Origin of the sequence: Alloalcanivorax sp. C16-2, from assembly GCF_046507615.1 — a bacterium.
GTDB lineage: Bacteria > Pseudomonadota > Gammaproteobacteria > Pseudomonadales > Alcanivoracaceae > Alloalcanivorax > Alloalcanivorax marinus_A.
Genome location: NZ_JBKFTL010000001.1, coordinates 2,138,851 through 2,162,735, shown reverse-complemented (window position 1 = coordinate 2,162,735; position 23,885 = coordinate 2,138,851). Strand labels below are relative to the sequence as shown.

At 66.4% G+C, this 23,885-nt stretch carries 22 protein-coding genes; 5 read left to right on the top strand and 17 right to left on the bottom strand.

Going from position 1 to position 23,885, the window contains the following annotated elements; translation table 11 throughout:
* The first annotated feature begins 171 nt into the window (after nucleotides 1-171).
* Together ACLD02_RS09960 and ACLD02_RS09955 are read left to right on the top strand one after the other, a co-directional pair.
* Entirely contained in the window at nucleotides 172-1,074 is a 903-nt protein-coding gene (locus ACLD02_RS09960; RefSeq protein WP_203101296.1) for a DnaJ C-terminal domain-containing protein, read from the top strand.
* Nucleotides 1,071-1,361: a chaperone modulator CbpM gene (locus tag ACLD02_RS09955; protein ID WP_203101294.1), complete on the top strand. Its 291-nt coding sequence runs from the start codon at nucleotides 1,071-1,073 to the stop codon at nucleotides 1,359-1,361. The genes ACLD02_RS09960 and ACLD02_RS09955 overlap by 4 nt, the downstream gene beginning before the upstream one ends.
* Here ACLD02_RS09955 and ACLD02_RS09950 read toward each other — a convergent pair.
* Both ACLD02_RS09950 and ACLD02_RS09945 read right to left on the bottom strand, forming a co-directional pair.
* Nucleotides 1,358-2,119 carry a zinc-dependent peptidase gene (locus ACLD02_RS09950; protein WP_203101293.1) on the bottom strand — a complete coding sequence of 254 codons (762 nt, stop codon included), beginning with the start codon at nucleotides 2,117-2,119 and terminating at the stop codon, nucleotides 1,358-1,360. The two genes, ACLD02_RS09955 and ACLD02_RS09950, sit on opposite strands and share 4 nt — an antisense overlap.
* Before the next feature lie 120 nt (nucleotides 2,120-2,239).
* The gene (locus tag ACLD02_RS09945) at nucleotides 2,240-3,412 is read right to left on the bottom strand and encodes a type III PLP-dependent enzyme (RefSeq protein WP_203101292.1); all 1,173 of its coding nucleotides are present in this window, start codon (nucleotides 3,410-3,412) and stop codon (nucleotides 2,240-2,242) included.
* Nucleotides 3,413-3,579: 167 nt separating this feature from the next.
* Between ACLD02_RS09945 and ACLD02_RS09940 the strand changes: the two genes are divergently transcribed.
* Together ACLD02_RS09940 and ACLD02_RS09935 are read left to right on the top strand one after the other, a co-directional pair.
* Nucleotides 3,580-4,041 (top strand): CopD family protein, encoded by a 462-nt coding sequence (locus ACLD02_RS09940; protein WP_238400826.1) that lies wholly within the window; start codon nucleotides 3,580-3,582, stop codon nucleotides 4,039-4,041.
* Between the two features lie 90 nt (nucleotides 4,042-4,131).
* Nucleotides 4,132-4,731 (top strand): DUF805 domain-containing protein, encoded by a 600-nt coding sequence (locus tag ACLD02_RS09935; RefSeq protein WP_410298595.1) that lies wholly within the window; start codon nucleotides 4,132-4,134, stop codon nucleotides 4,729-4,731.
* Nucleotides 4,732-4,767: 36 nt separating this feature from the next.
* On the opposite strand, the gene ACLD02_RS09930 is transcribed toward ACLD02_RS09935, so the two are convergent.
* Nucleotides 4,768-5,031: an acyl-CoA-binding protein gene (locus tag ACLD02_RS09930; RefSeq protein ID WP_203101288.1), complete on the bottom strand. Its 264-nt coding sequence runs from the start codon at nucleotides 5,029-5,031 to the stop codon at nucleotides 4,768-4,770.
* Between the two features lie 178 nt (nucleotides 5,032-5,209).
* Between ACLD02_RS09930 and ACLD02_RS09925 the strand changes: the two genes are divergently transcribed.
* Entirely contained in the window at nucleotides 5,210-6,424 is a 1,215-nt protein-coding gene (locus ACLD02_RS09925) for a GAF domain-containing protein (RefSeq protein WP_203101286.1), read from the top strand.
* A 12-nt stretch (nucleotides 6,425-6,436) separates the two neighbouring features.
* Here the strand turns inward: ACLD02_RS09925 and ACLD02_RS09920 are convergent, their stop codons facing one another.
* The 14 genes from ACLD02_RS09920 to trpA all read right to left on the bottom strand — a co-directional run bounded on the left by ACLD02_RS09920 (nucleotide 6,437) and on the right by trpA (nucleotide 23,882).
* The gene (locus ACLD02_RS09920) at nucleotides 6,437-7,234 is read right to left on the bottom strand and encodes a thioesterase family protein (protein WP_410298594.1); all 798 of its coding nucleotides are present in this window, start codon (nucleotides 7,232-7,234) and stop codon (nucleotides 6,437-6,439) included.
* 57 nt (nucleotides 7,235-7,291) lie between these two features.
* The gene (gene hrpB / locus ACLD02_RS09915) at nucleotides 7,292-9,718 is read right to left on the bottom strand and encodes an ATP-dependent helicase HrpB (RefSeq protein WP_410298593.1); all 2,427 of its coding nucleotides are present in this window, start codon (nucleotides 9,716-9,718) and stop codon (nucleotides 7,292-7,294) included.
* Between the two features lie 69 nt (nucleotides 9,719-9,787).
* A complete protein-coding gene (locus ACLD02_RS09910; RefSeq protein ID WP_410298592.1) occupies nucleotides 9,788-11,923 on the bottom strand; it encodes a putative bifunctional diguanylate cyclase/phosphodiesterase in 2,136 nt (711 codons plus the stop codon).
* A 221-nt stretch (nucleotides 11,924-12,144) separates the two neighbouring features.
* Nucleotides 12,145-12,921: a TenA family transcriptional regulator gene (locus ACLD02_RS09905; RefSeq protein WP_410298591.1), complete on the bottom strand. Its 777-nt coding sequence runs from the start codon at nucleotides 12,919-12,921 to the stop codon at nucleotides 12,145-12,147.
* A gap of 65 nt (nucleotides 12,922-12,986) precedes the next feature.
* Nucleotides 12,987-15,023: a transglutaminaseTgpA domain-containing protein gene (locus ACLD02_RS09900; protein WP_410298590.1), complete on the bottom strand. Its 2,037-nt coding sequence runs from the start codon at nucleotides 15,021-15,023 to the stop codon at nucleotides 12,987-12,989.
* Nucleotides 15,023-15,967 carry a DUF58 domain-containing protein gene (locus tag ACLD02_RS09895; protein WP_203101273.1) on the bottom strand — a complete coding sequence of 315 codons (945 nt, stop codon included), beginning with the start codon at nucleotides 15,965-15,967 and terminating at the stop codon, nucleotides 15,023-15,025. The genes ACLD02_RS09900 and ACLD02_RS09895 overlap by 1 nt, the downstream gene beginning before the upstream one ends.
* Nucleotides 15,968-16,001: 34 nt before the next feature.
* Complete coding sequence (locus tag ACLD02_RS09890) at nucleotides 16,002-16,913, bottom strand: AAA family ATPase (RefSeq protein WP_203101272.1); 912 nt, start codon at nucleotides 16,911-16,913, stop codon at nucleotides 16,002-16,004.
* A gap of 12 nt (nucleotides 16,914-16,925) precedes the next feature.
* Complete coding sequence (locus ACLD02_RS09885) at nucleotides 16,926-18,137, bottom strand: O-succinylhomoserine sulfhydrylase (protein WP_203101271.1); 1,212 nt, start codon at nucleotides 18,135-18,137, stop codon at nucleotides 16,926-16,928.
* Between the two features lie 11 nt (nucleotides 18,138-18,148).
* Nucleotides 18,149-19,678 (bottom strand): amidophosphoribosyltransferase, encoded by a 1,530-nt coding sequence (purF, locus tag ACLD02_RS09880; protein ID WP_203101270.1) that lies wholly within the window; start codon nucleotides 19,676-19,678, stop codon nucleotides 18,149-18,151.
* Between the two features lie 38 nt (nucleotides 19,679-19,716).
* Nucleotides 19,717-20,211, bottom strand: a complete 495-nt coding sequence (locus ACLD02_RS09875) for a CvpA family protein (RefSeq protein ID WP_203101269.1) — start codon at nucleotides 20,209-20,211, stop codon at nucleotides 19,717-19,719.
* Between the two features lie 78 nt (nucleotides 20,212-20,289).
* Nucleotides 20,290-20,925 (bottom strand): SPOR domain-containing protein, encoded by a 636-nt coding sequence (locus ACLD02_RS09870; protein WP_410298589.1) that lies wholly within the window; start codon nucleotides 20,923-20,925, stop codon nucleotides 20,290-20,292.
* Nucleotides 20,926-22,161, bottom strand: a complete 1,236-nt coding sequence (locus tag ACLD02_RS09865; RefSeq protein ID WP_203101267.1) for a bifunctional folylpolyglutamate synthase/dihydrofolate synthase — start codon at nucleotides 22,159-22,161, stop codon at nucleotides 20,926-20,928.
* 10 nt (nucleotides 22,162-22,171) lie between these two features.
* On the bottom strand, nucleotides 22,172-23,053 hold the full coding sequence (gene accD / locus ACLD02_RS09860; protein WP_203101266.1) for an acetyl-CoA carboxylase, carboxyltransferase subunit beta: 882 nt from the start codon (nucleotides 23,051-23,053) through the stop codon (nucleotides 22,172-22,174).
* A gap of 22 nt (nucleotides 23,054-23,075) precedes the next feature.
* Nucleotides 23,076-23,882 (bottom strand): tryptophan synthase subunit alpha, encoded by an 807-nt coding sequence (gene trpA, locus ACLD02_RS09855; RefSeq protein ID WP_410298588.1) that lies wholly within the window; start codon nucleotides 23,880-23,882, stop codon nucleotides 23,076-23,078.
* Between the last annotated feature and the right edge of the window lie 3 nt (nucleotides 23,883-23,885).

The following is a 23,885-nucleotide window of genomic DNA, read 5'->3' as shown; positions in this document are numbered from 1 at the left end:
CCAGCTCGCTGGCTCAACTTGCTGATTTTCGTCAAAAAACACTGACTGGAACTAAAATAGCATTGGCATGGGAAAAGCGGTCCGGGGCGCTGGTAAAGGCTTGTAAAAGCCCGCCGTGACGCCATAAAAAGGACATTCAGAACGAAGACTCCCAAGGAGTTCGCGGCGATTATGGAGTTCAAGGACTACTACGACATTCTCGGCATCAAACCGGATGCCGACGACAAGGCCATCAAGGGCGCGTACCGGAAGTTGGCGCGCAAATACCACCCGGACGTGAGCAGTGACGACGACGCCGAGAGCAAATTCAAGGCGGTGTCGGAGGCCTATCACGTGCTCAAGGACCCGGAAAAACGCGCCGAATACGACCAGTTGCGGCGCTATCGGCAAAGCGGCGGCGGCCAGGCCGGCCCCGACGGCTGGCAGGGTTTCCGCCAGGGTGGCGGCGAGGCGCATTTCGATGACGCCGGCGCGTTCTCGGACTTTTTCCAATCGATTTTCGGTGGTGGCGGCGGTTTCAGCCAGCGCGGCGGGCCCCGTGCCGGGCGGGATCTGGAGGTGGAGCTGCCCCTGTTTCTGGAAGACACCGTGGCGGATACTCGCAAGCAAATCCGGGTCGGTGATCGCACTCTGAACGTGACCGTGCCCGCCGGTACCGGCGACAACGAACGCATCCGGCTCAAGGGTCAGGGTGCCCCGGGCCTGGACGGCGGCCCCGCCGGCGACCTCTATCTGCGCGTGCGGCTGGTGCCCCACCCTTTGTTCGACGTGGACGGCCACGACCTGCTCGTGACGGTGCCGGTGGCGCCCTGGGAGGCGGTGCTCGGCGCCAAGGTATCGGTGCCCACCCTGAGCGGACGCATCAGCCTGACGGTGCCGGCCAACAGCCAGAATGGTCGCCGCCTGCGCATCAAGGGCAAGGGCCTCGTCGGCCAGCGCCATACCGGTGACCTGTACGCGGTGCTCAAGGTGGTGCTGCCCGAGCACCAGGACGAAGAAAGCCTCGCACTCTGGCGGCAACTGGCTGACCGGGCGGGCTTCGATCCACGCGCGGACTGGGAGAAACGAGCATGAGCCGACTGACCCTCACCGAACTGTCCCGACGCGTGGCCCTGCCGGTGGCCACGGTCACCGAGATCGTCGAACTGGGCATCATCGAGCCGGACAGCCACGACCCTCACTGGCTGTTCGACGAAACCGTCACCGTGCTGGTGACCCGGGCGGCGCGGCTGCACCGGGATCTGGCCATGGACTGGAGCGGTGTCGCCCTGGCGTTGGAACTGAGCGAGGAAAACCGGCGCCTGCGTCGGGAGAACGCGGCCCTGCGACGACGCCTGGAACGATTCCTGGACCCGCGCTAACGATCCCCGCCCGGGCGCTGACGATAAAACAGCGCCAGTTGCTCGTAGACGTCCGGCAGCACCCGGCGCAGGTAGGCCGGCGCCTCGAAAAAGCTCTCGGAGGCGACGGCGAAAAACTCCGCCGGGTCCTCCAGGGCATAGGGGTCGAGAAACGGGTGACCGCCCTTCTCGGCGCTTTGCAACGCCTGCCAGGCATGGCTGAATACCTCATGCCAATGCTCGCCGTCCATGCCTGGATGCAACGGCGGCGCGCCATTGGCACCCTCGGCCAGCATGTCCAGCTTGTGGGAAAGCTCGTGGATGACCACGTTGTAGCCGTCCTCGGCACTGGCGCGACGGATGTCGCCCCAGGATAGAATCACCGGCCCTTGCAGCCAGGCCTCGCCGGCCAGCACCCGGCCTTCTTCGTGGACCACGCCGTACTGGTCCATTTCCCCTTCCGGGGTCACGAAGGTGTCCTCGTAGACGATCACCGTGTACCAGCCGTCGTACCAGTCCAGGCCCAGCTCCAGCACCGGCACCACCGCCATGGTGGCGATCAGCAGGCGCATACCGTCGTCCAGCTCGAACCCGCCACCGCTGGCCAGTTCCTTGCGGACCAGAAAGCGCAGCGTCATCTCGAACAACCGATCGCGCTGCGCGCCTTCATAGCGGGCGGCCACCGGCCAGCGGGCCACCGCCTCCTCCCATTGGTCCCGATCCACCGGCAACCGCGCCAGTTTTCGGTCCTCAAACCATCTTCGGGCCTGCTTCAGCATGCCTCTCCCCATATGCACAACCATGAAAAAGGGGCTAAAGCTTGCCGCTTTTTCTTGCCGCGCGTAAAGCGCTTTAGGGAAGAATGTCTCAGAATACGGTCAAGGCAGCGTGAGCGACACCTACACGAAGTAGCTTTTCAGCGGTGGGAAACCGTTGAATTCCACGGCGCTGTAGCTGGTCGTGTAGGCGCCCGTGGAGAACCAGTACAACCGGTCACCGATGGCCAGATTCAGCGGCAGGCCATACTTGTAGTTCTCGTACATGATATCGGCGCTGTCGCAGGTGGGGCCGGCGATCACCACCTCTTCCATTTCCCCTTTCTTCTCTGTATGGATCGGGTATTTGATGGCTTCGTCCAGGGTCTCGATCAGGCCAGAGAACTTGCCCACGTCGGTGAATACCCAGCGCTGCAGGGCGGTACGGGATTTACGGGAAATGAGCACCACCTCACTGACCAGCACCCCGGCGTTGGCGATCAGCGAACGGCCCGGCTCCAGGATGATCTCCGGCAGGTCCTCGCCGAAATCCTCCTTGAGGAAACGGATGATTTCCGAGGCGTAGGTTTCCAGATCGTTGGTCTTGGCGATGTAGTTGGCGGGGAAGCCGCCGCCCAGGTTGATCATCCTGAGCTCGATGCCGACTTCCTCGCGGAGCCGCTCGAACATGATCTTGACCTTGCCGATGGCGGCATCCCAGGCGCCGATATCCCGTTGCTGCGATCCCACATGGAAGGACACCCCGTAGGGTTCCAGGCCCAGATCCCGGGCCAGGATCATGAGATCCAGAGCCATGTCGGTCTGACAGCCGAACTTGCGCGACAACGGCCAGTCGGCGGTGTGCGTGCCCTCGGTAAGGATGCGCACATACACCCGTGAACCCGGCGCCGCCTTGGCGATGTTGCGCAGATCCGCCTCCGAGTCGGTGGCGAACATGCGTACGCCCTTTTCGTGGAAGGCGCGAATATCCCGGGCCTTCTTGATGGTGTTGCCGAAGATGCAGCGCTCCGCCGCCACGCCCAGGCCCATCACCTTATCCAGCTCATGGATGGAGGCGATGTCGAAGTTGGCGCCCCGGTCGCGCAGCAGGGTGATCAGCTCCGGGGCCGGGTTGGCCTTCACCGCGTAGTGGACGCGGGCAAACGGAAACTGCTCGATGAGCTGGTCGTAATGGCGGCCGACCGTCTCGGTGTCGATCACCACGAAGGGCGTTTCCTGGGTGTCCGCCAGGTCCTTGATGCGGCGGAACACCGCCGGTTCGTAATAATCCTCGACGCGAATGGCCTCGATGGTCATGGGAGCGTTTTTCCTCTTGTGCGCGCTGACCCGGCCCGTAAATGGGCACGATCCGTTGCGATGGCAACGGGCGCCAAAGGTAGCAAGCTCCGCCCCCCTTGGGGAGATACTTCCAAGGCTTTTTTTTATAGACTGGCCGGCCCTGATTACCAACCCCGGAGACCACCATGGCCATGGCCCTTCCCCTCGCCCTTCACCTGCTCGCCGCCGTGATCTGGGTAGGCGGTATGTTCTACGCTTACATGGCGATGCGCCCGGCGGTGGGCGCGGTGATCGACCCCGCCTGGCGACCCCGCCTGTGGGCGGAAACCCTGGGCCGGTTCTTCGTCTGGGTGTGGGCGGCGGTGGCGCTGTTGCTGGCCACCGGCTTCGGCATGATTTTCGGCGTCTACGGCGGCATGGCCAAAGTCGGCTGGCATATCCACGCCATGCTCGGGCTGGGCATCGTGATGATGCTGATCTTCGCCCATGTATACTTCGCGCCGTTCCGGCGCCTGAAGCAGGCGGTGGCGGCCAGCGACACCGCCGAAGGCGCACGCCGGGTGGGACAAATTCGCCAGTTGGTGGGGCTCAACCTGCTGCTGGGCCTGATCGTGGTGGTGATCGGCTCCGCCGGCCGTTATCTGTAAACGACGCCAACCCCTTCATGGCTGGCGCGACGGCGACCGGCTATGATGCCCGCTTTGCTTGAAACGCACTCATGAATCGGGGGAACCACGATGAACCAGCCCTATACACCACCGGAAGGCGTGGCGGGCACGCCGGCGGACGTTACCTACGTGCCTCGTTTTTTCGCTATCGAGGGCCGTCTTGGACGGTTGCGCTATTTCGTCTACGGCGGTGCGGTGGTGGCGGCCCTGTATGCCGTGCTGACCGTCGCTTCCGTGCTGGTGTCCGGGTTCATGGCGGAATCGGCGGCCAGCATGGTGCTGATGCCCCTGATGCTGCTGGTGACCGTGCTGTGCGCGGTGTCGGGCCTGATATTCGGCAAGCGCCGGCTCAACGATCTGGGCTTCTCGGGCTGGTGGATTCTGCTGGCGCTGGTGCCCCTGGTGAACCTGGTGCTCACCGTCGTCCTGCTGTTCGTACCGGGCAACACGTCAGAAAACCGATTCGGACCGCGCCCGGTCGCCAATGGCGCGGGCCTGGTGGTGGGAGCGGTTACCTTGCTGGTGCTGGTGGTGGCCTGGGTGGGGCTGCTGCTCGCCGTGGCACTGCCGGCCTACCAGAACTACGCGGAGCGCGCCCGCGCCCAGCAGTTCGAACTTCAGCGCCAGCAGGAATTGCTGGAAGAACAATACCGGCAGTATTCGGAATAAGCGGCGCGCCCCGCCGTCGGGGCGCCCGGCCCACGCCTACTTGTGGGTCTTGAGCAGGGCTTCGACCTTGTCGATGTACTTTTGCATGGCATCGTCGGCGCTCATGCCCTTGAGCCTGGCCCAGGCGTCGTACTTGGCGCGCCCGACCATGTCCAGCATGCCCGGACGTTTGCCGCTGACGTCGCCCTGGCTGCCCTGCTTGTAGTGGGCGTACAGGAACAGAAGGTCATCGTTGCCGGGTTTCTTGTTGAGGGTCTGAACGTCCTCGCGGGCCTGTTCAAAACGCGCTGTATCCGCCATTATTCTCACCTGTTTGTTGGCTACCGATTTTTCCTTAGGGTCGCCGCCGGTGGGGGCCGGTCGACGGCACCAGTCTACTGCCAACGAGCACCCTGACGTAAAGCAATAACGCGAAGCGCTCCGCGCCGCCGGGCCAATGCCGGGCACGGAGACCGACAACAAAGAGGGGGTTCCACCGATGTCCGGTTCCACGTCCAAGCCCGCCGTGGACGCGCGCCAGGAGCGCGATCTGAAGCGGGCGGTCGCCACCCTGTGGGTGCGCTTTCCCGGTTCCCTGGAAGACGCCTACATCATTCACGCCCTGCGCCGCGCCCGTAAGCTGATCGGTCGTTCACTGTACGTGCTGATCGTGTTGTTCCTGGCGGTGACGCTACCGGTACTGGTCTTCGTCGACGACAGTCACCTGGCCACCTGGCGCCTGTATGGCTTCTGGCCCATTGCCGGTGCCCTGGCGCTGCTGTTCCTGGCGGTGAAGGTGGAGGCTCTGAAGCGCTTCATGAGCACCCTGATCGGCCTGGCGCTGATGACCTCCCTGGCCGGCACCCTGCTCGGCGCGATCAAACTGGCCGACACCTTCCTGGGCCAGGTGGCCGCCTTCGAGACCGTTTACGTGCTGATCATCGGTTTTTCCATTCTGCGACTGCCGCCCACGCGCACCCTGTTCTGGTGTCTCGGCTCGCTGGTGGTGGCGCTGACCCTGGCTCTGATCCTGGGCTGGTCCGTGGACCCGGCGGCGTTGCTGTTGTTCTACGGCTTCCCGCTGGTGGTGTGCGCGCTCAATGGCTACATGCTCGACGCCAGCGCCCGCCACAGCTACGCCAACACCCTGCTGCTCAATCGGGAATCCGACCGCCTGCGGCAATGGCGCGACAACGCGGACCGGGAAGCGCGCCGCCAGGCCCTGCTCAACGAGTTCATGGCGCACATCGCCGGTAACCCCCGGGTGGCGGTGCTGCTCGACCAGGCCCTGGCGTTCATGATCGAGCACGGGCCGGCGGTGGCCGGCGCCGCCTACCGGGTGGACGACGATGGCCTGCACCAGGAGGCCGCTCGGGGCCTCAACGCCGAGGCCCGGCAAACGGGCCGGGTGGAGCGCGACGGCCTGCTGGCCGGAGCCCTGGACACGGAAGGCACGATCACCGTGCGCCACGACGTGCCGGCGGGTTATCTGGACCTGGAAACCGGCCAGAGCGTGATACGTCCGGGCCACCTGCTGTTCCTGACCATCCGCCAGGGCGACGAGGCTCTGGGCGTGTTGGAACTGGCATCGCTGGAGCCCTTCGACGACGATACCCGCACCCTGCTGGATGCGCTGGCGGCGCCGCTCGCCTATGCACTGGTGGCGGCCATGGGTCGCGAGGATTACATCCGCCGGCATCGCGAAGCCGGGTGAGCGGCCCGCGGATCAGGCGAATACCACCACCGCCTGGCGGCTGAAGGCCACCGGGCGCCCTTCACCATCCCAGATCCTTGAGCGGGTATGGCCGTAGCCGTCGGCGAAGGCGTCGGTGATCACGTCGTACTGCCAGTCGCGGGTGGGCGGCAGGGTCGCCGGATCGACCAGGAAATCCATGGTCCAGGTCAGCGAACTCATCGGTGCCGGCCTGCTGAGCATGGTGATCACCGCCGCCGGCCAGGTATCCACCAGGCAAGCCAGGCTGGCGGCGTCCTGGGGCTGGTTGTCGTCCTTGAAGCGCATGTAACCCTCGAAGTCCGGTCGCGGCGAACCGGTGTATGGCAGGTTGTCACCGGCGTAGAGCAGATCGAAGTAACGCAGGAAATCCGGGGTCACGCCCTCGATGAAGGGCATTGGCATGCATTCTTCCGGTGCTTTGATGGCCGGCGCCCCGGCGCCGGGCACCGCCAGCGAGGAGGGACGTGGGCGCCCCAGGCTGCCGAGCATGGTCGCCACCACGGCGCCGTCCTGGCGCGCGGTGACCAGAACCTGGGTCACCGATTTGCCGGCGCGCAGGGTTTCCGCGTCCAGATCCAGCGGCCCCGGCGCCATCGGCGCCACGAAGGACAGCGAGAAACTGCGCAACGGCGCCACGTCATCGCCCTGCTCCGCTTTGAGATGGGCGTCCATGTGAGCGATCAGGATGGCGCCCACGATGCCGCCGAAGGTGGCCCGGCCCTGGCCCCAGCCCTCGGGCACGGTCATGGAGGTGGCGGCGGCCGCCTCAACAATGGAACTGTATTTCATAAATCGCTCCCAACAAAGCGGCTATTGATAGCAGAGCGGCTCCCGCTTGGAAAGGGGTCAGCGATCGCTCAACGCCCGCTTGGTTTTACCGGTGGCTTGCGCGGTGGTCGGGTCCTCCGGCCAGGGGTGTTTGGGATAGCGGCCACGCAGGTCCTTGCGCACCGCCGGGTAGCCTTCCCGCCAGAAACGCGCCAGATCGCCGGTGATCGCCGCCGGTCGCCCGGCGGGCGTGAGCAGCTCGGCGGTCAGCGCGAGCCGCCCGCCGGCCAGCGCCGGCAGACACTCCATGCCGAAACACTCCTGCAGCTTCACCGCCAGTCGCGGGCCACCCTCGGCCCGGTAATTGATTGTCACATCGCGCCCGGAGGCCACCGGGCAACGGGCCGGCAGGTCCCGCTCCAGCTCGGCGGCCTGGCCCGGCGCCAGCAGCAGGTTGAGCGCCTGGCGCAGCGGCACCTGGTTAAGATCACGCAGGGTACGCCGGCCGGCCAGGAACGGCAGCAACCAGGTCTCCAGCCCGGCCAGCAGGGCGTCGTCGTCCATGGCCGGCCAGGCATCCGGCGCCAACCGGTGCATCCAGGCCAGCCGGGCGCGCCATTGCCGGTCCGCCTCGTCCCAGGGAAGCAGCTCCAGGCCCCGGGCTCGAACTCCGTCCAGCAGCCCCCGTTCCAGCAGCGCCGGCGGCGGGTTCGCCAGGGGGCGCCGCTCCAGCACGATGGCGCCCACCGCCCGCACCCGCTCCGCCACCACGCGGTCGCGGTCGGCATCCCAATGCACCCGTTCTTCGTCGCGGCCCCGCTCACCCAACACCATGGCCAGAACGTCGTTGCTCAACGGCCAGGCCAGACGCACCCGCGCATCCTGGGCACGACCGTCGGTATCCAGCACCAGCAGCCAATCACGCCCGATGAACGGGCTGTCCGCATCAAGGCGCGCGCCACTGCCATCGGCGAGCAGATAGCGACGGGCATCGCCATCGCGAACCCGTGCCAGCCGCTCCGGGAAGGCGGCGGCCAGCAAGACGTCCAGCGGTGAGCCATTATCCCGATCCTGGCGCTCACCGGCGAGGCGCCGCCACTCCCGGGCCAGCAGTGGCCAATCGTCGGGACGTTGCGAAAAACGCCGCAGGCGCCGGGACAGATCCGGCTCCCGGTCCAGGCCAGGGGTTCGCTCGTTGAGCAGCAGCGCCAGGGCGGCGGCGGCCCGGGGGCGGCCACGATCACGGCCTAGCAGCACCAGAGCGGCCAGGTCCGGCGGCAGCGGCACGCCGTGCAGGCGTCGGCCCAACTCGGTAAGGCCACCCGCCGCGTCCAGGGCCCCGGCTTCGCGCAGGCGGCCCGTGGCGGCACGCCAGGGGCCGGCCGGCGGCGGGTCGAGCCAGAACAGCTCCGCCGGGTCCCGGCAGCCCCAACGGGCCAGATCGAGTACCAGGGCGTCCAGGGCGGTGTGATGAATCCCCGGCTCGATGTGCCGGGCCAGCACCTCTTCGCGAGCCCACAGCCGCAGGCAGCGACCAGGGCCGAGGCGGCCGGCCCGCCCGGCGCGTTGATCGGCGTTGGCCTGGCTGATGCGGCGCGTCACCAGACGCGTGCGATGACGGCGGGGGTCATAATCCGGGCGCCGTTCCAGGCCACTGTCCACCACGGTGGTGACGCCGCCCAGGGTAACGCTGGTCTCCGCCACGTTGGTGGCCAGTACCACCCGGGCTTCGTCACCGGCATCCAGGACCGCCGCTTGGGCGTCGCCGTCCAGCCGCCCGTGCAACACCTGTACCGGCGGGCCGTCACGGAGCCGTTCACGCACCCGCTCGATCTCGCGCACGCCGGGCAGAAACACCAGGGTGGTGCCCCGCCCGGCCAGCGCCGCCACCTGCCGGGCGCAGTGTTCCAGGGGATCACCGTCGCGAGGCGGCGGCGCATGGTCGATGGTGACCGGGAACACGCGACCCTCGCTGCGTACCACCGGCAACCCCAACCCTGCCGCCAGCGGCCCCACCGCCAGGGTGGCGGACATCACCAGCAGACGCAGATCCTCGCGCAGCGCGCCACGCACTTCCTGGACCAGGGCCAGGCCCAGATCCGCTTGTAGGGAACGCTCATGGAATTCATCGAACAGCACCGCGGCGTAGCCGTCCAGGGAAGGATCATCCAGCAACAACCGCGTCAGCACGCCCTCGGTGACTACTTCCACAAGGGTGGTCGCCCCGACCCGGGAATCCAGCCGGGTGCGGTAGCCCACGGTCGCACCCACCGGTTCGCCAAGCTGGCGGGCCATGAAGGTGGCCACCGCCCGCGCCGCCACCCGGCGCGGCTCCAGCACCAGAATCCGGCGCTCGCCTCGCCAGGGCGCGCCCAGCAGAGCCAGCGGCACCCGGGTGGACTTGCCAGCCCCCGGCGGCGCCTCCAGCACCGCCCCACCCTGCCCCGCCAGGCAGTCCAGCAATTCCGGCAGCACCGCCTCCACGGGCAGGGAGGCGGGGTTCATGTTCGACATCGCGCCTGCACCCTTGGCCAGGAAAACCGGCATGGTATCGGAAAGCGCGCGCGGGGTGGATCACTGGCTGGTGGGAAACTCCGCCTCCGGCACCGGGCGGCTGAACCAATAACCCTGCCCTTCCTGGCACCCCAGGCGCAGCAGCATCTCCATCTGGCCCTGCTCCTCGATGCCCTCGGCGATCACCTCCAGCCCCAGATTGCGGCCCAGCACGATGATCGAATTAACGATCGCCAGGTCATGCGGGCTGGTCCCCAGATTGGCGACGAACTGACGGTCGATCTTGAGCCGCGTCAGCGGGTATTTCTTGAGCAGGCTCAGGGAGGCATAACCGGTACCGTAATCATCGAAGGCGATTCCCACGCCCAGATCATGCAGCCGCCGCAGCATCCCCAGAATATCCGGGCTGCTCTCGAGGATGGTGGTCTCGGTGATTTCCAGTTCCAGCGCCTGGGGCGGCAGTCCATAGCGGTTCAGCAGGGCCTCCACCTTGTTGGCGAGCTCCGGATCATGGAGCTGGCAAGGGAACAGATTGACGCCGACCCGGAAGGTCTCGTGCCGGGCCCGTTGCGCCGCCGCGAAGGCGCAGCTGGCTTCCAGTATCCAGTCACCTACCCGCAACGCCTGGTCACTGACCTCGAGCACGCTGATGAACTCCGCCGGGGACACCAGACCCCGTTCGCGGTGTCGCCAGCGCAGCAGGGCCTCGGCGCCCACCACCTTGCCGGAGCCGAGGGTATTCTGCGGCTGGAAGTGCAACTCGAAATCGTGCTGTTGAAAGGCGGTGCGCAGGTCCTGCTCCAGGCGATGCTTCTTGTCCGCCTGCTCGCTAAGCGCCGACGTGAACACCACGCTCTGGTTGGCCCCCCGGCATTTTGCCTCCTGCAGGGCCAGCAGCGCCCGTTTCAGAAGACCGGCGCTGTCCAGCTCGCCCTTGGCCTCCGCCGGCGCCGAGGCAATGCCCATGCATGCGGTAAGCCGGCATTCGAAACCGTGGATTCGGTAAGGGCGCGCCATGTCGCGGACGATGGCCTCACCCAACCGGTGGATGGTCTCAGGGTCCGGGTCGCCGGACAGCAGCACGCCGAATTCGTCGCCGGCCAGTCGGGCCACCATGGCCTGCTCCGGCGCCAGGGCGGACACCCGCCGCGCCGCTTCACGCAGTACCTCGTCGCCGGTGGCGATGCCCAGGGAAGAGTTCACCACCTTGAAGTTATCGAGCCCGACCTTCAGCACCGTCAACGCCCGACCGCGCTCCAGATAGTCCTGGGCGATTTCCAGGAACCGGCTCCGGTTGGGCAAGCCGGTGAGGCGGTCGCTGTCGCGCAGATAACGGACCCGGTTCTGCAGGTCCTGGCGGTGGGCCACGTCACGAATCACGAACCCTCTCTGTTGCTGATCGTCCTCCATCCAGATCGCGGACGACACCTCCACCGGGCGGTGGCTGCCGTCGTCACGCAAAATGAAGCTGCGTTCGTTCTCCACCGGGCGCCGGTCCAGACCAGCGTGCTGGCCGACATCGAACAGCAGGTGCTGAAACTGAGCGCCCAACAGCGCACCCAGTTTGCGACCCCGCGCCTTGTTGCCATGGATACCGGTAAGACCTTCAGCGCCTTTGTTCCAGAACGTGACTTCATCGAAATGGTTGGTGCAGATGATCGCGTCGGGAATCGAGGATGCCAGCTTCAGAGCGGCGCGACGCACCATCAGCAGGCGGCGCCGGTTGAGATGGTCCATCACCATCTCGGCGAACTCCTCCAGCATGGTCTCCTGCGCCGCGCTCAGGGGCGCGCGCGGCACATAGTCCACCAGGCTGATGGCACCGAGGCAATGGCCATCCGGGCTGCGGATGGGCGCGCCGGCATAGAAGCGAATGCCCGGCGGGCCCTGCACCAGAGGGCTGTCCCGATAGGCCGGGTCCGCGTGGGTATCCGGGATCACCAGCAATTGATTGCTTTCCACGGTGTAGGTGCAAAACGACACCTCCCGGGAAGCCTCGCAAGCGTCGAAGCCGACCCGCGCCTTGAAATAATGCGATTCACCGCCCATGAAGCCAATCAGCGCGGTCGGCATGGAAAACACCTCCGCCATCAGCTTGACGATCCGGTCGAATTCCTTTTCGGGCGGTGTGCCAAAAACTTTATAATCGGTAAGCGCGCCCAGGCGCGATGCTTCATTCAATGAATGGACCATCATCTTTCTTTTCCCGACCTAAGGTCGCCGTTCATCGGCGAATGCCCGTCAAAAGAGGCTTGCGCCTCCCTTCCGGCGGAAAATAGCGTTGATGTTTTTCGTGGTCCAGCAATTTTATTGTTCTATTTGTTAAAATACTCTCTGAAATACTAAGGGCTCAAAATAACGAGCCCCTTTTTTTCAATAATGAGAATCAAACGAATTTCTCTTCAAAAAATGGCGCGCTAATTTGAATCAGCGAGTACTGGCGGCACCACCAACGAGCGTTTTCCGGCCTGCTGGTAACAATCGTCCAGCGCCAGCACATAATATTCCAGGCCGCGTCGCGCGGCGGTGAAGGCACGCTGTCGGGCAGGTTCGTCCACCGCCAGCCGCTTGACCAGTTCCATGGCTTCGTGGGGATGAGCGTCGTCGTAACTGGCATGGGCCCGCAGCCAGGCCATGGTGTGGCGGTTGATGTCGGCGCGCCCCTGCTCGGCGTAGTGCTTGACGCCGGCCACCACGCGCTGGCTCCACTCACCGGTGGCCCATTCAATGGCCAGATTGGTGGCGGCGATGCTCTCTTCCAGGGTGCCCTGGTGACCGATGCTCCACAGAAACTGATTGACGGCGTCCATGGCCGGTGGTGGCGTGGTGGTCTCCAGGCGCCGGCGGTCCAGGCCGAAGCCGGCGGCCCAGTCCTGATACCAGTAGGCGTGGCGCTGCTCGATCTTGATGTTGCCGATCAGCCAGTTCTTGGTGTCCTCGTGGCCGGGCAGGCGCCCAGCCCGGGTCTTGGCCAGGGCCAGCCCCATGTACTTGGGGAAATTCTCCACCAGCGGATAGAAATGCAGCAGAGCATCCTGGAAGCGTTCCAGGGACAGATTGCCCTGCCCCATCTGGACGAACAGCGGATGCTCCACCACCCGGTCCTTGAGGGGCACCAGGGCGTCCCAGAAACGGCGCGCCCAGGGCGAGTGCTCGGTAAGTGACAGGGCTTCCTTGTAACGTGCGACCCCCATAGCGATTCCTCCCTTGATTTTCATTATCCGTCGTTGATGCCCGCATTGTGTTGCCGTGGTTCATGCTAGGCGCGGTCCGCGCCGGCATTCAAACCGCTCAGCAGCGCCCGGCGCCGGCGGCCCAGTTGGTGCAGTTCGGCCCGGGGCGGGTCGCCGTCGCGGCGGTAGGCCAGGTACTCGAAATAGCGCCGCCAGTGCCCGGCACGGGCAGCACTGCCCGGCCAGCGACGCCCCACCGCCGCTTCCAGGGCGGCGGCGGAATGGCAGGCACTCACATCCAGACCACGCCTGGCGAGCCCCCGGCGCAGGCGCCCGAACTCCCGCTCCAGGGGCCGCGCCGGGTCGTCCCGGCGGCGCGCCAGTATCACTACCGCCAACGCCGCGCATACCAGCAACACCACGCCCACCAGGGCAAGCGCCACGCGGGTAGGCGTGAACGCCCCCAGCAGCCGTTCGATCAGGGCACGCTGATCCTCCTGACGATAGCCCAGCACCCACTTCTGCCAGTTGAAGTCCACATAGTCCATCCATTGCCGCAGGCGGAACAGCACCGGCAGACGCCCCAGGGCACCGGTCACCGCGTCACCGCCGCTGTCGGCGCGTTGCTCCACCAGACCACGCAGGCCCAGTTCGATGCGTTCCGGGGCCACCGCGGCGGTGGGGTCCACCCGTTGCCAGCGGCCATTGAGCCATACCTCGCTCCAGGCGTGGGCGTCGTACTGACGAATCTGCAGGTAATCACCGTTGCGTTCACCGCCTTGATAGCCGGCCACCACCCGGGCCGGAATGCCGGCGGCGCGCATCAGGAAGGTAAAGCCGGAGGCGTAGTGTTCGCAAAAGCCGCGCCGGGTGTTGAACAGGAAACCGTCCACGGTGTCGCCGGCGAGCCTGGGCGGCTCCAGGGTGTAATGGAAAGGTTGTTCGCGAAAATAACGCAACGCGGCGCGCACCAGATCGTCGTCGTCCGGGTAGCGCTGGCGCCAGGAGGCCGCCAGATCCCGGGCGCGCTGATTACCGCGCGCCGGCAGATCCAGCATCAGGCGACGTTCGGGCCCGTTCAGGGTAACGCCCTCGGCGGCCGCCGGTACGCTGCGCACCCGATAGCTGTAACTGCCGGACACCGGATTGTCGGCCACCAGGCGCAGGTCCCGGGCCAGGCCCTGGCCGTCCAGATTGGTGAACGGCACCGCCAGAGCGTACAGCCAGCGCTGCTGACTGGGCTCCATGATCACCCGGTATTCCCAGGCCGGCCCCCGGGCGGCGGCACGCAGATCCCGGTACCAGGGTGGCTGCGGGCCACGCCCGTTGTAGAGGGTGTCCGTGTCGCCCCATCCCGGCGGGCGCGCCTGCCGCCAGGTGCCGCCGTCGAAATAGCTGTAGGTGAGACCCCGCCAGTAGCGTTGCTCCGGGGGCGGCGGCGAGCCGTCGAACTGCACCCGGAACGCCAGCTCGCTGGATTCGGTGAGCCGGCTCACCTGCCCCGGTGACATGCTGTCGCTCATGCCGGTGCGGGCCTGGCCGCTGTCGAGCTGCATGTTCCAGAGCGGCGCCACCCGGGGTACCAGAACGAACAATACCAACGCCAGGGGCAGCGCCTGCAGCAGCATGGCGGCGGCCACCGTCAGATGCTGCCGCCGCCGGGCGTGGGTATCGCTGTAGTTGATGCCCGCCAGGCTGGCGGTGAGCAGGGTCAGGCAGCCCAGCACGTAGAGCGCCGCCAGGGGGCCGCGGTGAAACAGCAGGATGGTGGCGCACACGAAATAACCCAGCACGATCAATACATAGGCGTCGCGCTTGCCGACCAGTTCCAGGTATTTGAGGGCGAACAGGCTGGTGATCAGCGCGCTGCCCGCCTCCGGCCCGTGCAGGCGGCCATAGCTGTAAAAGGTAGCGCCCACGGTGGCCAGCAGCAGCCCCAGGCGCACCAGCCGGCCTGGCTGCGCCAGACGCTGGTGATCGAGCAGCGCGCGCCAGCCCAATACCACCAGCAGCAGCAGCGCCTGCCACCAGGGCCCGTCCTGAAACTGCGGCAGGGAGGCGGCGATGATCGCAAGGGTGAGCCACAGGCGGGCGTGGCTGGGTACCTGATAGATGCGCGCCATCAGCCCTCCTTGCCGTGACGGGCAAGCAGGTCCAGGGCGCGCAGGCGTTGCTCGTCGCCCTGGCCGGGGGCCAGCTCGGCACCGGGCAACACCAGCGCGAAGGGCCGGTTTTCGCGGCTCAGACGCAACACCCAGTAGCACAGAATCGACAGCCGCTGTTCCAGAGGGCGCTCCTCGGTACGGTCATAGCGCAACCACAGGCGGCCACTGGCGGGTTCCTCGAACAGCTTGACGTTGAGTCCACGCCCCCGGGCATAGCCCTTCCAATCCACCTGGGACAGGCTGTCGCCGGGCACATAGCCGCGCAGCCCGCGGAATTCCTCGCTGCCGCTTTGCCCGGCCCGGGCCACGCGCCGTTCCCGGTCACCGCCCTCCGCCGGGCAATCGGCGCTTTCCAGCGGGCGTGGCCAGGCCAGGCATTCCTGGTCCAGGGCGACCAGGGACCAGGCCCGTAACAGACCCAGAGGGTAGCGGCTCTCCACACGCAGTCGGGGTGGCAGCACCGGGCCCCGGCGACGCAGCGGCAGGTTCAGCCACAGGCTGGTTTCCTCCCCGGGCTCAACACTGGTTTCCTGAGCGGCCTGGTCCAGCCAGCGCAGCCACAGCGCCCGGTGTGGCCGGCGGCGGGCGATCAGCACCACCTCCAGGCTGCCCTGGCCACCGACGAAGCCGGAGCGGCCACCACCGGCGCGCAGCATCAGGCCGGAGAGATTGCGGAAAGTGTGCAGGATGGCGACCAGAAACAGGCTCACCATCAGGAAGCACAGCGCCAGAATCAGGTTGTTTTCGTAGTTGATGCCACCGAAGAACAGCAGCACCGCCACGGTCAGGTATAGCAGGCCGTAGCCGGTGGGCAGGATAAAGATGCGCCGCTGATCCAGGCGTACCTGGCGGGCGCGGGGCAGGCGGCGGTCGAGCCAGCGTTGCCAGGCGTTCTTGACCATGGCGCTCTCCGTCGGGCCGCGGCCGGGGGCCGGGTCAGCCGCGCACCACGGGCACGGTTTGCAACAGCGACTGGGTCATGGCGGCCACGCTGCCCCCCTCACGGGGCTGCAGACGGTGTTCCGCCACCGAGGGCCACACCGCCTGCACGTCCTCGGGGAGCACGTAGTCGCGGTCGTGGATCAGGGCCCAGGCACGAGCGGCGCGCAGCAGGCCCAGGCCGGCCCGGGGCGATAGCCCGGCCACCAGCCGGTCGTCGGCGCGGGTGGCCTCGAGCAAACGCTGCACGTAATCGAGCAGGTCGCGGGTGGCGCGCACCTTGCCGACGTGGGCCACCAGCTTGATCAGGCCGCTGGGTTCGATCACCGGTTTGAGGCCGCGCACCGTGTCGCGCGGATCGCCGCCGGCGAGCAGTTCCATCTCTACCTCCGGGGCCGGATAGCCCAGGGAGATGCGCATCAGAAAACGGTCGAGCTGGGATTCCGGCAGCACGAAGGTGCCGGCCTGGGTGACCGGGTTCTGGGTAGCGACCACGAAGAACGGCTCGGGCAATGGCCGGGTCAGGCCATCCAGGGTGACCTGCCGCTCCTCCATGGCCTCCAGCAGGGCGCCCTGGGTCTTGGGGGTGGCGCGGTTGATTTCATCGGCCAGCAGCAACTGACTGAACACGGGCCCTTCACGCAAATTGAAAGCGCCGCTGTCCGGGTCGAATACCGAAACACCAAGGATGTCGGCGGGCAGCATGTCGCTGGTGAACTGAACCCGGCGGTAATCAAGCCGGAACACCCTCGCCAGAGCATGGGCCAGGGTGGTTTTGCCCATGCCCGGCAGATCCTCGATCAGCAGGTGGCCACCGGCAAGCATGCAGGCCAGGGCCAGCTTGAGCTGCTCCGGCTTCCCCAGTACCACGCGGCCCACCTGGGCCAGCGCCTTGTCCAGTGCCTGCATAAACCCCCTGCTTTAGAAGCCGAGCGCCTTGATCGCCAGCGTCAGGTCCTGTTTCAGATCGTCGATGTCTTCCAAGCCTACCGCGATACGGATCAGGTTTTCAGTAATCCCGGCGCGTTCTTTTTCTTCCGGGTTCACACGACCGTGGGTCGTGGAGCCGGGATGGGTGATGGTGGATTTCACGTCGCCCAGGTTGGCGGTGATCGACAGCAGCCTGGTGCCGTCGATAAAACGCCAGGCGGCCTGACGGTCGGCATTGCCGTCGCTGTCCACCACCTCGATGGCCAGCACCGCGCCAAAGCCGCTCTGCTGGCGGGCGGCCAGGGCGTGCTGCGGGTGACTTTCCAGCCCGGCGTAATGAACCTTGGCAATGCCCGGCTGCCGTTCCAGCCAGCGCGCCAGCTCCAGGGTGTTGGCGCAATGCGCCTTCATGCGCAGCCCCAGGGTCTCGAGACCCTTGAGGAACACCCAGGCGTTGAAGGGGCTCATGCTGGGGCCGGCGGAACGCACGAAACCGTGCACTTCCTTGATCAGATCCGCCGGGCCCACCACGGCGCCGCCGATGCAGCGACCCTGGCCATCCAGGTATTTGGTGGCGCTGTGGATCACCAGATCGGCGCCCAGGGCGATGGGCTTCTGCAGCGCCGGCGTGCAGAAGCAGTTATCGACGATCAGCAGCGCGCCGTTGTCGTGGGCCAGCTTCGCCAGCGCCTCGATATCGCCCACCTCGGACAGCGGGTTGGAGGGGGTTTCCAGGAACAGCACCCGGGTTTGCGGGCGGATCGCCGCCTTCCACTGATCCAGATCATCGAGATCCACCAGGGTGGTGTCGATACCGAATTTCTTCAGGTAACGATCGTAGATCACGTTGGTGGTGCCGAACACGCTGCGCGAGCTGACGATGTGATCCCCCGGCGTCAGCAGCGCGAAAAAGGTGCTGCTGATGGCGGCCATGCCGGAAGCCAGCGCCTGGCACTGCTCGCCGCCTTCCAGGGCCGCCAGGCGTTGCTCGAAGGCGCGCACGGTGGGGTTGGTGAAACGCGAGTAAACATTGCCCGGCTGCTCGCCGGAAAAGCGGGCGGCGGCCTCGGCGGCGCTGTTGTAGACGAAACTGGAGGTGAGGAAGATCGGATCCGAGTGCGACATCTCGTCGGTGCGCAGTTGCGCCCACCGAATGGCCAGGGTGTCGGTGTTGTAGTCGCTCGGATCCGGTTTGTCGCTCATTGCCTTCTCGTTCAGTTCGAATTGTGGAGATCGATCACTTCGTTGTCGGCCAGGGCGCGACTCTTTTCCTTGTTTTTCTTGGCGTCGTCGCTGCGCCGTGCTTCCAGCTCATCCAGGTAATTCTGATCGATGTTACCGGCCAGGTATTCGCCGTTAAACACCGAACAATCGAAGTCGGTGATGTTCGGGTTGCCCTCCTGGCAGGCGCTGACCAGATCGTCCAGGTCCTGGTAGATCAGTCGATCGGCGCCGATCAGATCGCAGACTTCCTGGTCGCTGCGACCGTGGGCGATCAGTTCCCGGGCGGCGGGCATATCGATGCCGTAGACGTTGGGGAACTTCACCGCCGGCGCGGCGGAAGCGAAATACACCTTGCGCGCGCCCGCTTCCCGGGCCATCTGGATGATTTCGTGGCAGGTGGTGCCGCGCACGATGGAGTCGTCCACCAGCAGCACGTTCTTGCCCGAGAATTCCAGCTCGATGGCGTTCAGCTTCTGGCGCACGGATTTCCGCCGCTGCTGCTGGCCGGGCATGATGAAGGTGCGGCCGATATAGCGGTTCTTGATGAACCCTTCCCGGTATTTCAGATTCAGCCGGTTGGCCATCTGCAGCGCCGAGGTGCGGCTGGTGTCGGGAATCGGAATCACCACGTCGATGTCGTGATCGGCCCATTCGCGCTCGACCTTCTCCGCCAGTTTCTCGCCCATGCGCAGGCGCGCCTTGTACACCGAGATGTCATCGATAATGGAATCCGGACGAGCCAGATAGACCTGCTCGAAGATGCAGGGGTTAAGACGCGGCTGATCGTAGCACTGGCGGGTGTGGGCCTCGCCGTCGGCGGTGATGTAGATCGCCTCGCCGGGGGCCAGGTCCCGTACCAGGTGAAAGCCCAGGGAGGACAGTGCCACGGATTCCGACGCCACCATGTATTCCGGGCCGTGCTCGGTGTCCTTCTTGCCGAAGCACACCGGACGTATGCCACGCGGGTCGCGGAACGCCAGAATGCCGTAGCCGGTTATCATGGCGACCACGGCATAGGCGCCCTCGGCGCGACGGTGCACCGCCGCCACGGCGTCGAAGATATCGTCCGGCTCGGGGCGCAGCTTGCCCTTGCCCCGCTCGTGCAGTTCATGGGCGAACACGTTGAGCAGCACTTCCGAGTCCGAGGTGGTGTTGATGTGGCGCAGGTCGGAGCGGTAGAGATGCTCGGCCAGAACCTCGGAGTTGGTCAGGTTGCCGTTGTGCGCCAGGGTAATGCCGTAGGGCGAGTTGACGTAGAACGGTTGCGCCTCCGCGGAACTGGAACTGCCGGCGGTGGGGTAACGCACATGGCCGATGCCCATGTTGCCCACCAGGCGACGCATATGGCGGTTACGGAAAACATCCCGCACCATGCCGTTGTCCTTGCGCAGGAACAGCCGGTCCCCGTCGCAGGTAACGATGCCGGCGGCGTCCTGTCCCCGGTGCTGCAGAACCGTCAAGGCGTCGTAGATCGCCTGGTTCACGTAGGAGTGGCCGACAATGCCAACAATGCCGCACATTTTGCGTGTCCTCTAGCTTGCTTCGCTAACTTGAGAGTTTAGCTTCCGCTGACGTTCATGAGATAAGCGATCAGATCCCCGGCGACGCGCCGCGTCCAGTCCTCCAGCATGGCGAAATGCGGGACCAGCAGCGACTGTTGCCACCAGACATCCTGGGCGAAGAGATGATGACCCAGGGCCACCAGCACCACCACTACCAGGGCGCCGCGCAGGGCGCCGAATACCATGCCCAGCAGACGATCGGTGCCACTGAGACCGGTCACGCGAATCAGCTCGCCGAGCAGATGATTGATCAGCGCGCCGACGATCAGGGTAACGGCGAACAGGCCGCCGAACGCCACCGCCAGGCGCACGCTGGGTGTTTCGATGGAATCGGCCAGCAGCACCGTCAGGGCCGGGCTGAACAGGCGCGCGACGATGAAGGCGGCGATCCAGGTCAGCAGGGAAAACGCTTCGCGCGTGAAGCCGCGCCGAACGCTGATCAACGCCGATACGGCGATGATGAACAGAATGATGCCGTCTGCCAGATTCATGAACACGCGCGTGGTTGGAACAGGCGGCAAAGTCTACCAGAGCGGCCCTTGCCGGCACAGGGCTTTGTCGGCCCGGATTCAAGGCACGAAGGTCCGCACCAGGCCATCCAGAGCGAAGTCCTTGTCGTCGGCGAGGCGCTGACGCAGGGACTCCGCGTCGGCGCGCTTGATCTCCGGGCCCACGAACACCCGTTCCCAGTGGTTGCCGTCCTGGCTGACGGTGCGGTGATAGGCGTTGTAGCCGGCGGCGCGCAGGCGCGTGACCAGGGCCTCGGCGTTGGCGGCGTCGCTGAAACTGGCCACCTGTACGGTGAAGCCGGGTCGCGGCCCGTCCTGTCCGTCCGGTTTGGCCGGGGCCGGGGCGGGCTCATCCCTTGCCCCGCCGCCCTGCTCCGCCGACGGTTCGCGGCTCGGCGCGGCGGGAGCTTGCGTGGTGGCGGGCGCGTCCTCGGCTGGCTCGTCCTTCGCTTGCTCCTCGCCGGCCTCGGCCACCGCCTGCTGTTCCTCGCTGATCTGCTGGTCGGTGGCGACCTGCTCCTCGCCGCCGATCACCGGGTCGACTCGCGGTTCATCCACCGCCGGCGGCTCCGGAATCGACATATCCAGGGCCATCCGGACCTGCTCAGGGGAACGCAATACCAGCGGCGCGAGAATGGCGGCCAGCAGCAGCAGCAGCAACAGCCCGATCAGGCGTTGGCGGGTTCGTTGTCGCACCTAGTCATCCTCGTCCATGGCGTTGAGCGCTTCGGCCACCGTGTAGAAGGATCCCACGATCAACACCTGGTCGCCAGCCCCGCAGTCCGCCACGGCGCACGCGAGGGCCTCGGCCACACTGTCGAACACGCGCCGGGGGGCGCTCTCGGGCAGGGCCGCCGCGAGCCGCGCCGGGTCCGCCGCCCGCGGCAGGCCCGGGCGCGCCAGGTACCAGTCGGCGGGGCGCTCGGCGAGCAGGCCCAGCGCCGCCTCCACCGGTTTGTCCGCCATCATGCCAGCCACGATCCGGCGACGACCGGCGCACAGCGGCAGCCGCTCACGCAGCCGGCTCAGGGCCTCGAGGTTGTGGCCCACGTCCAGCACGCACTGGGCGCCGCGCCAGCGGCGTACCTGGCAACGCCCCACCAGGCCGGTATCCGCCACCCGGTGCGGCAGATCCGGCGCCGGCGCCAGGCCGGCGGCGGCCAATGCCTGGCAGGCGGTGGCCAGATTGTCCGAGCCGAGCCGCGCGGGCAACGGCAAGGGGTAGCGGCGCAACCGCTCACCGACCCGGATCATCAGGTGGGCATCGTCAACGTGGTATTCCCGACCGGCGCGCAGTGGCACCACGCCCAGCCGCTCCAGCTCCGCGTCAAGATTGGCGGGAGCGTCCCGTTCACCGTACACCAGCGGGTGGCCGGGACGCCCGATGCCAAGCTTTTCCACCGCCACCTTCTCGCGGGTGTCGCCGAGCCATTCCACATGGTCCAGGCCCACCGACGTGACCACCGCCACGTCCGCGTCGAGCAAATTGACCGCGTCCAAACGACCGCCCAGGCCCACTTCCAACACCGCCAGATCGGCGCCGCTGTCACGGAACAGCCAGAGACCGGCCAGGGTGGTGAATTCGAAATAGGTCAGCGGGGTATCGCCCCGGGCCGCTTCCACCGCCTCGAAGGCGCGGCACAGGTCGTCATCGCCGGCCTGGCCATCAGGCAGCACGATGCGTTCATTGAAGCGTTGCAGGTGCGGCGAGGTGTATACGCAACAGCCCAGGCCGGCGGCGCCGGCCAGGGCGCGAATCAGCGCCACCACCGAGCCCTTGCCATTGGTGCCGGCCACCGTGATCACCGGCATTGGCAGCCGCTCCACGCCGAGCGCCCCGGCGACGCCGCGCAGCCGCTCCAGACCCAGCTCAATCTCGCTGGGGTGGAGGCGCTCGATGCGGGCGAGCCAGGTATCCAGGCTGTCGCTCATGGCCGCGCGCTCATGCGTCGGCGGTATCGGCCAGCGGGGCCCCGGTGAGATTGGCGAGCAGACGGTGCAGAGTGTCGCGCATATGCTGGCGCTCCACGATCATGTCGATGGCGCCGTGTTCGAGCAGGAATTCACTGCGCTGGAAGCCTTCCGGCAGCTTCTGGCGCACGGTCTGCTCGATCACCCTGGGGCCGGCGAAACCGATCAGCGCGTTGGGCTCCGCCACGTTGACGTCGCCAAGCATGGCCAGGGAGGCGGACACGCCGCCATAGACCGGATCGGTAAGCACCGAAATGAACGGCAGCCCGGCCTCGCGCATGCGCTCCAGGGCGGCGGAGGTCTTGGCCATCTGCATCAGGGAGAACAGCGCCTCCTGCATGCGCGCGCCGCCGCTGGCGGCGAAGCACACCAGTGGCAGACCCTGCTCCAGGCATACGTCCACGGCGCGGACGAAGCGCTCGCCGACCACGGAGCCCATGGAACCGCCCATGAAACGGAACTCAAAGGCCACCGCCACCAGCGGCATGCCATGCAGCCCGCCCTTCATGGCCACCAGGGCGTCTTTTTCCTGGGTGTCCTTCTGGGCGGCGGCAAGGCGGTCCTTGTATTTCTTGGAGTCCTTGAACTTGAGGCGATCCACCGGCGCCAGATCGGCGCCGATCTCGCTGGTCTGCCCTTCATCCAGGAACAAGCGCAGACGCTTGCGCGCGCCCACCCGCAGATGGTGGCCGCATTTCGGGCACACGTCCTGGTTGCGTTCCAATTCCGGCCGGTACAACGCACTGTCGCAGCGCGGGCACTTTCGCCACAGCCCCTCGGGCACGTTGCTGCGTCGGTTCTCCTGGGAACGACGCACCGTGGGGAGAATCTTTTCCAGCCAGTTATTGCTCATCGTCCGGGCCTTCCTCGAATGCTCAGGGCTTGTCCATGGCGGCGCGCATGCCGGCCAGAATCTCCGACACGGCGGCGGTCATGGCCATGGGATCGTCGGCGTGCGCGGCGACCTGACTGACCAGGGCGCTGCCCACCACCACGCCATCGGCCACGCGACTCACCGCCCGCGCCGATTGCGCGTCCTTGATACCAAAGCCCACCCCGATGGGCAATTGAGCAAGATTGCGAATTGTTTCAACCCGGGCCGCCACTTCGTCCACGTTCAGTGACGCGGAGCCGGTAACGCCCTTCAGGGACACATAATAGAGGTAGCCGCTGGCCGCCTCGGCAATGCGGCTGATACGCGCCTCCGTGGTGGTCGGCGCCACCAGGAAGATCAGGTCCACGCCGCGTTCCTTGAACAGCGGCGCGATCTCGTCGCATTCCTCCGGCGGCAGGTCCACCAGCAGCACGCCGTCCACGCCCACTTCGGCGCAGGTTTCCGCGAAGCGCTCGTAGCCCATGCACTCCACCGGATTCAGGTAGCCCATCAGCACCACCGGGGTGGTGTCGTCGGCGCGCCGGAACTCGCGCACCATGGCGAGCACGTCGGGCAAACCGGTGCCGGCGGCCAGGGCCCGCTCACAGGCTTTCTGGATCACCGGGCCGTCGGCCATGGGATCGGAAAACGGCACGCCCAGTTCAATGACGTCGGCGCCCGCCTCCACCAGGGTGCGCATCAGCGGCACGGTGACTTCCAGCCCCGGGTCGCCGGCGGTGATAAAGGGGATCAGGGCCTTGCGCTGCTGTTCCTTGAGGCGCGCGAAGGTGGTTTCAATACGGCTCATGTT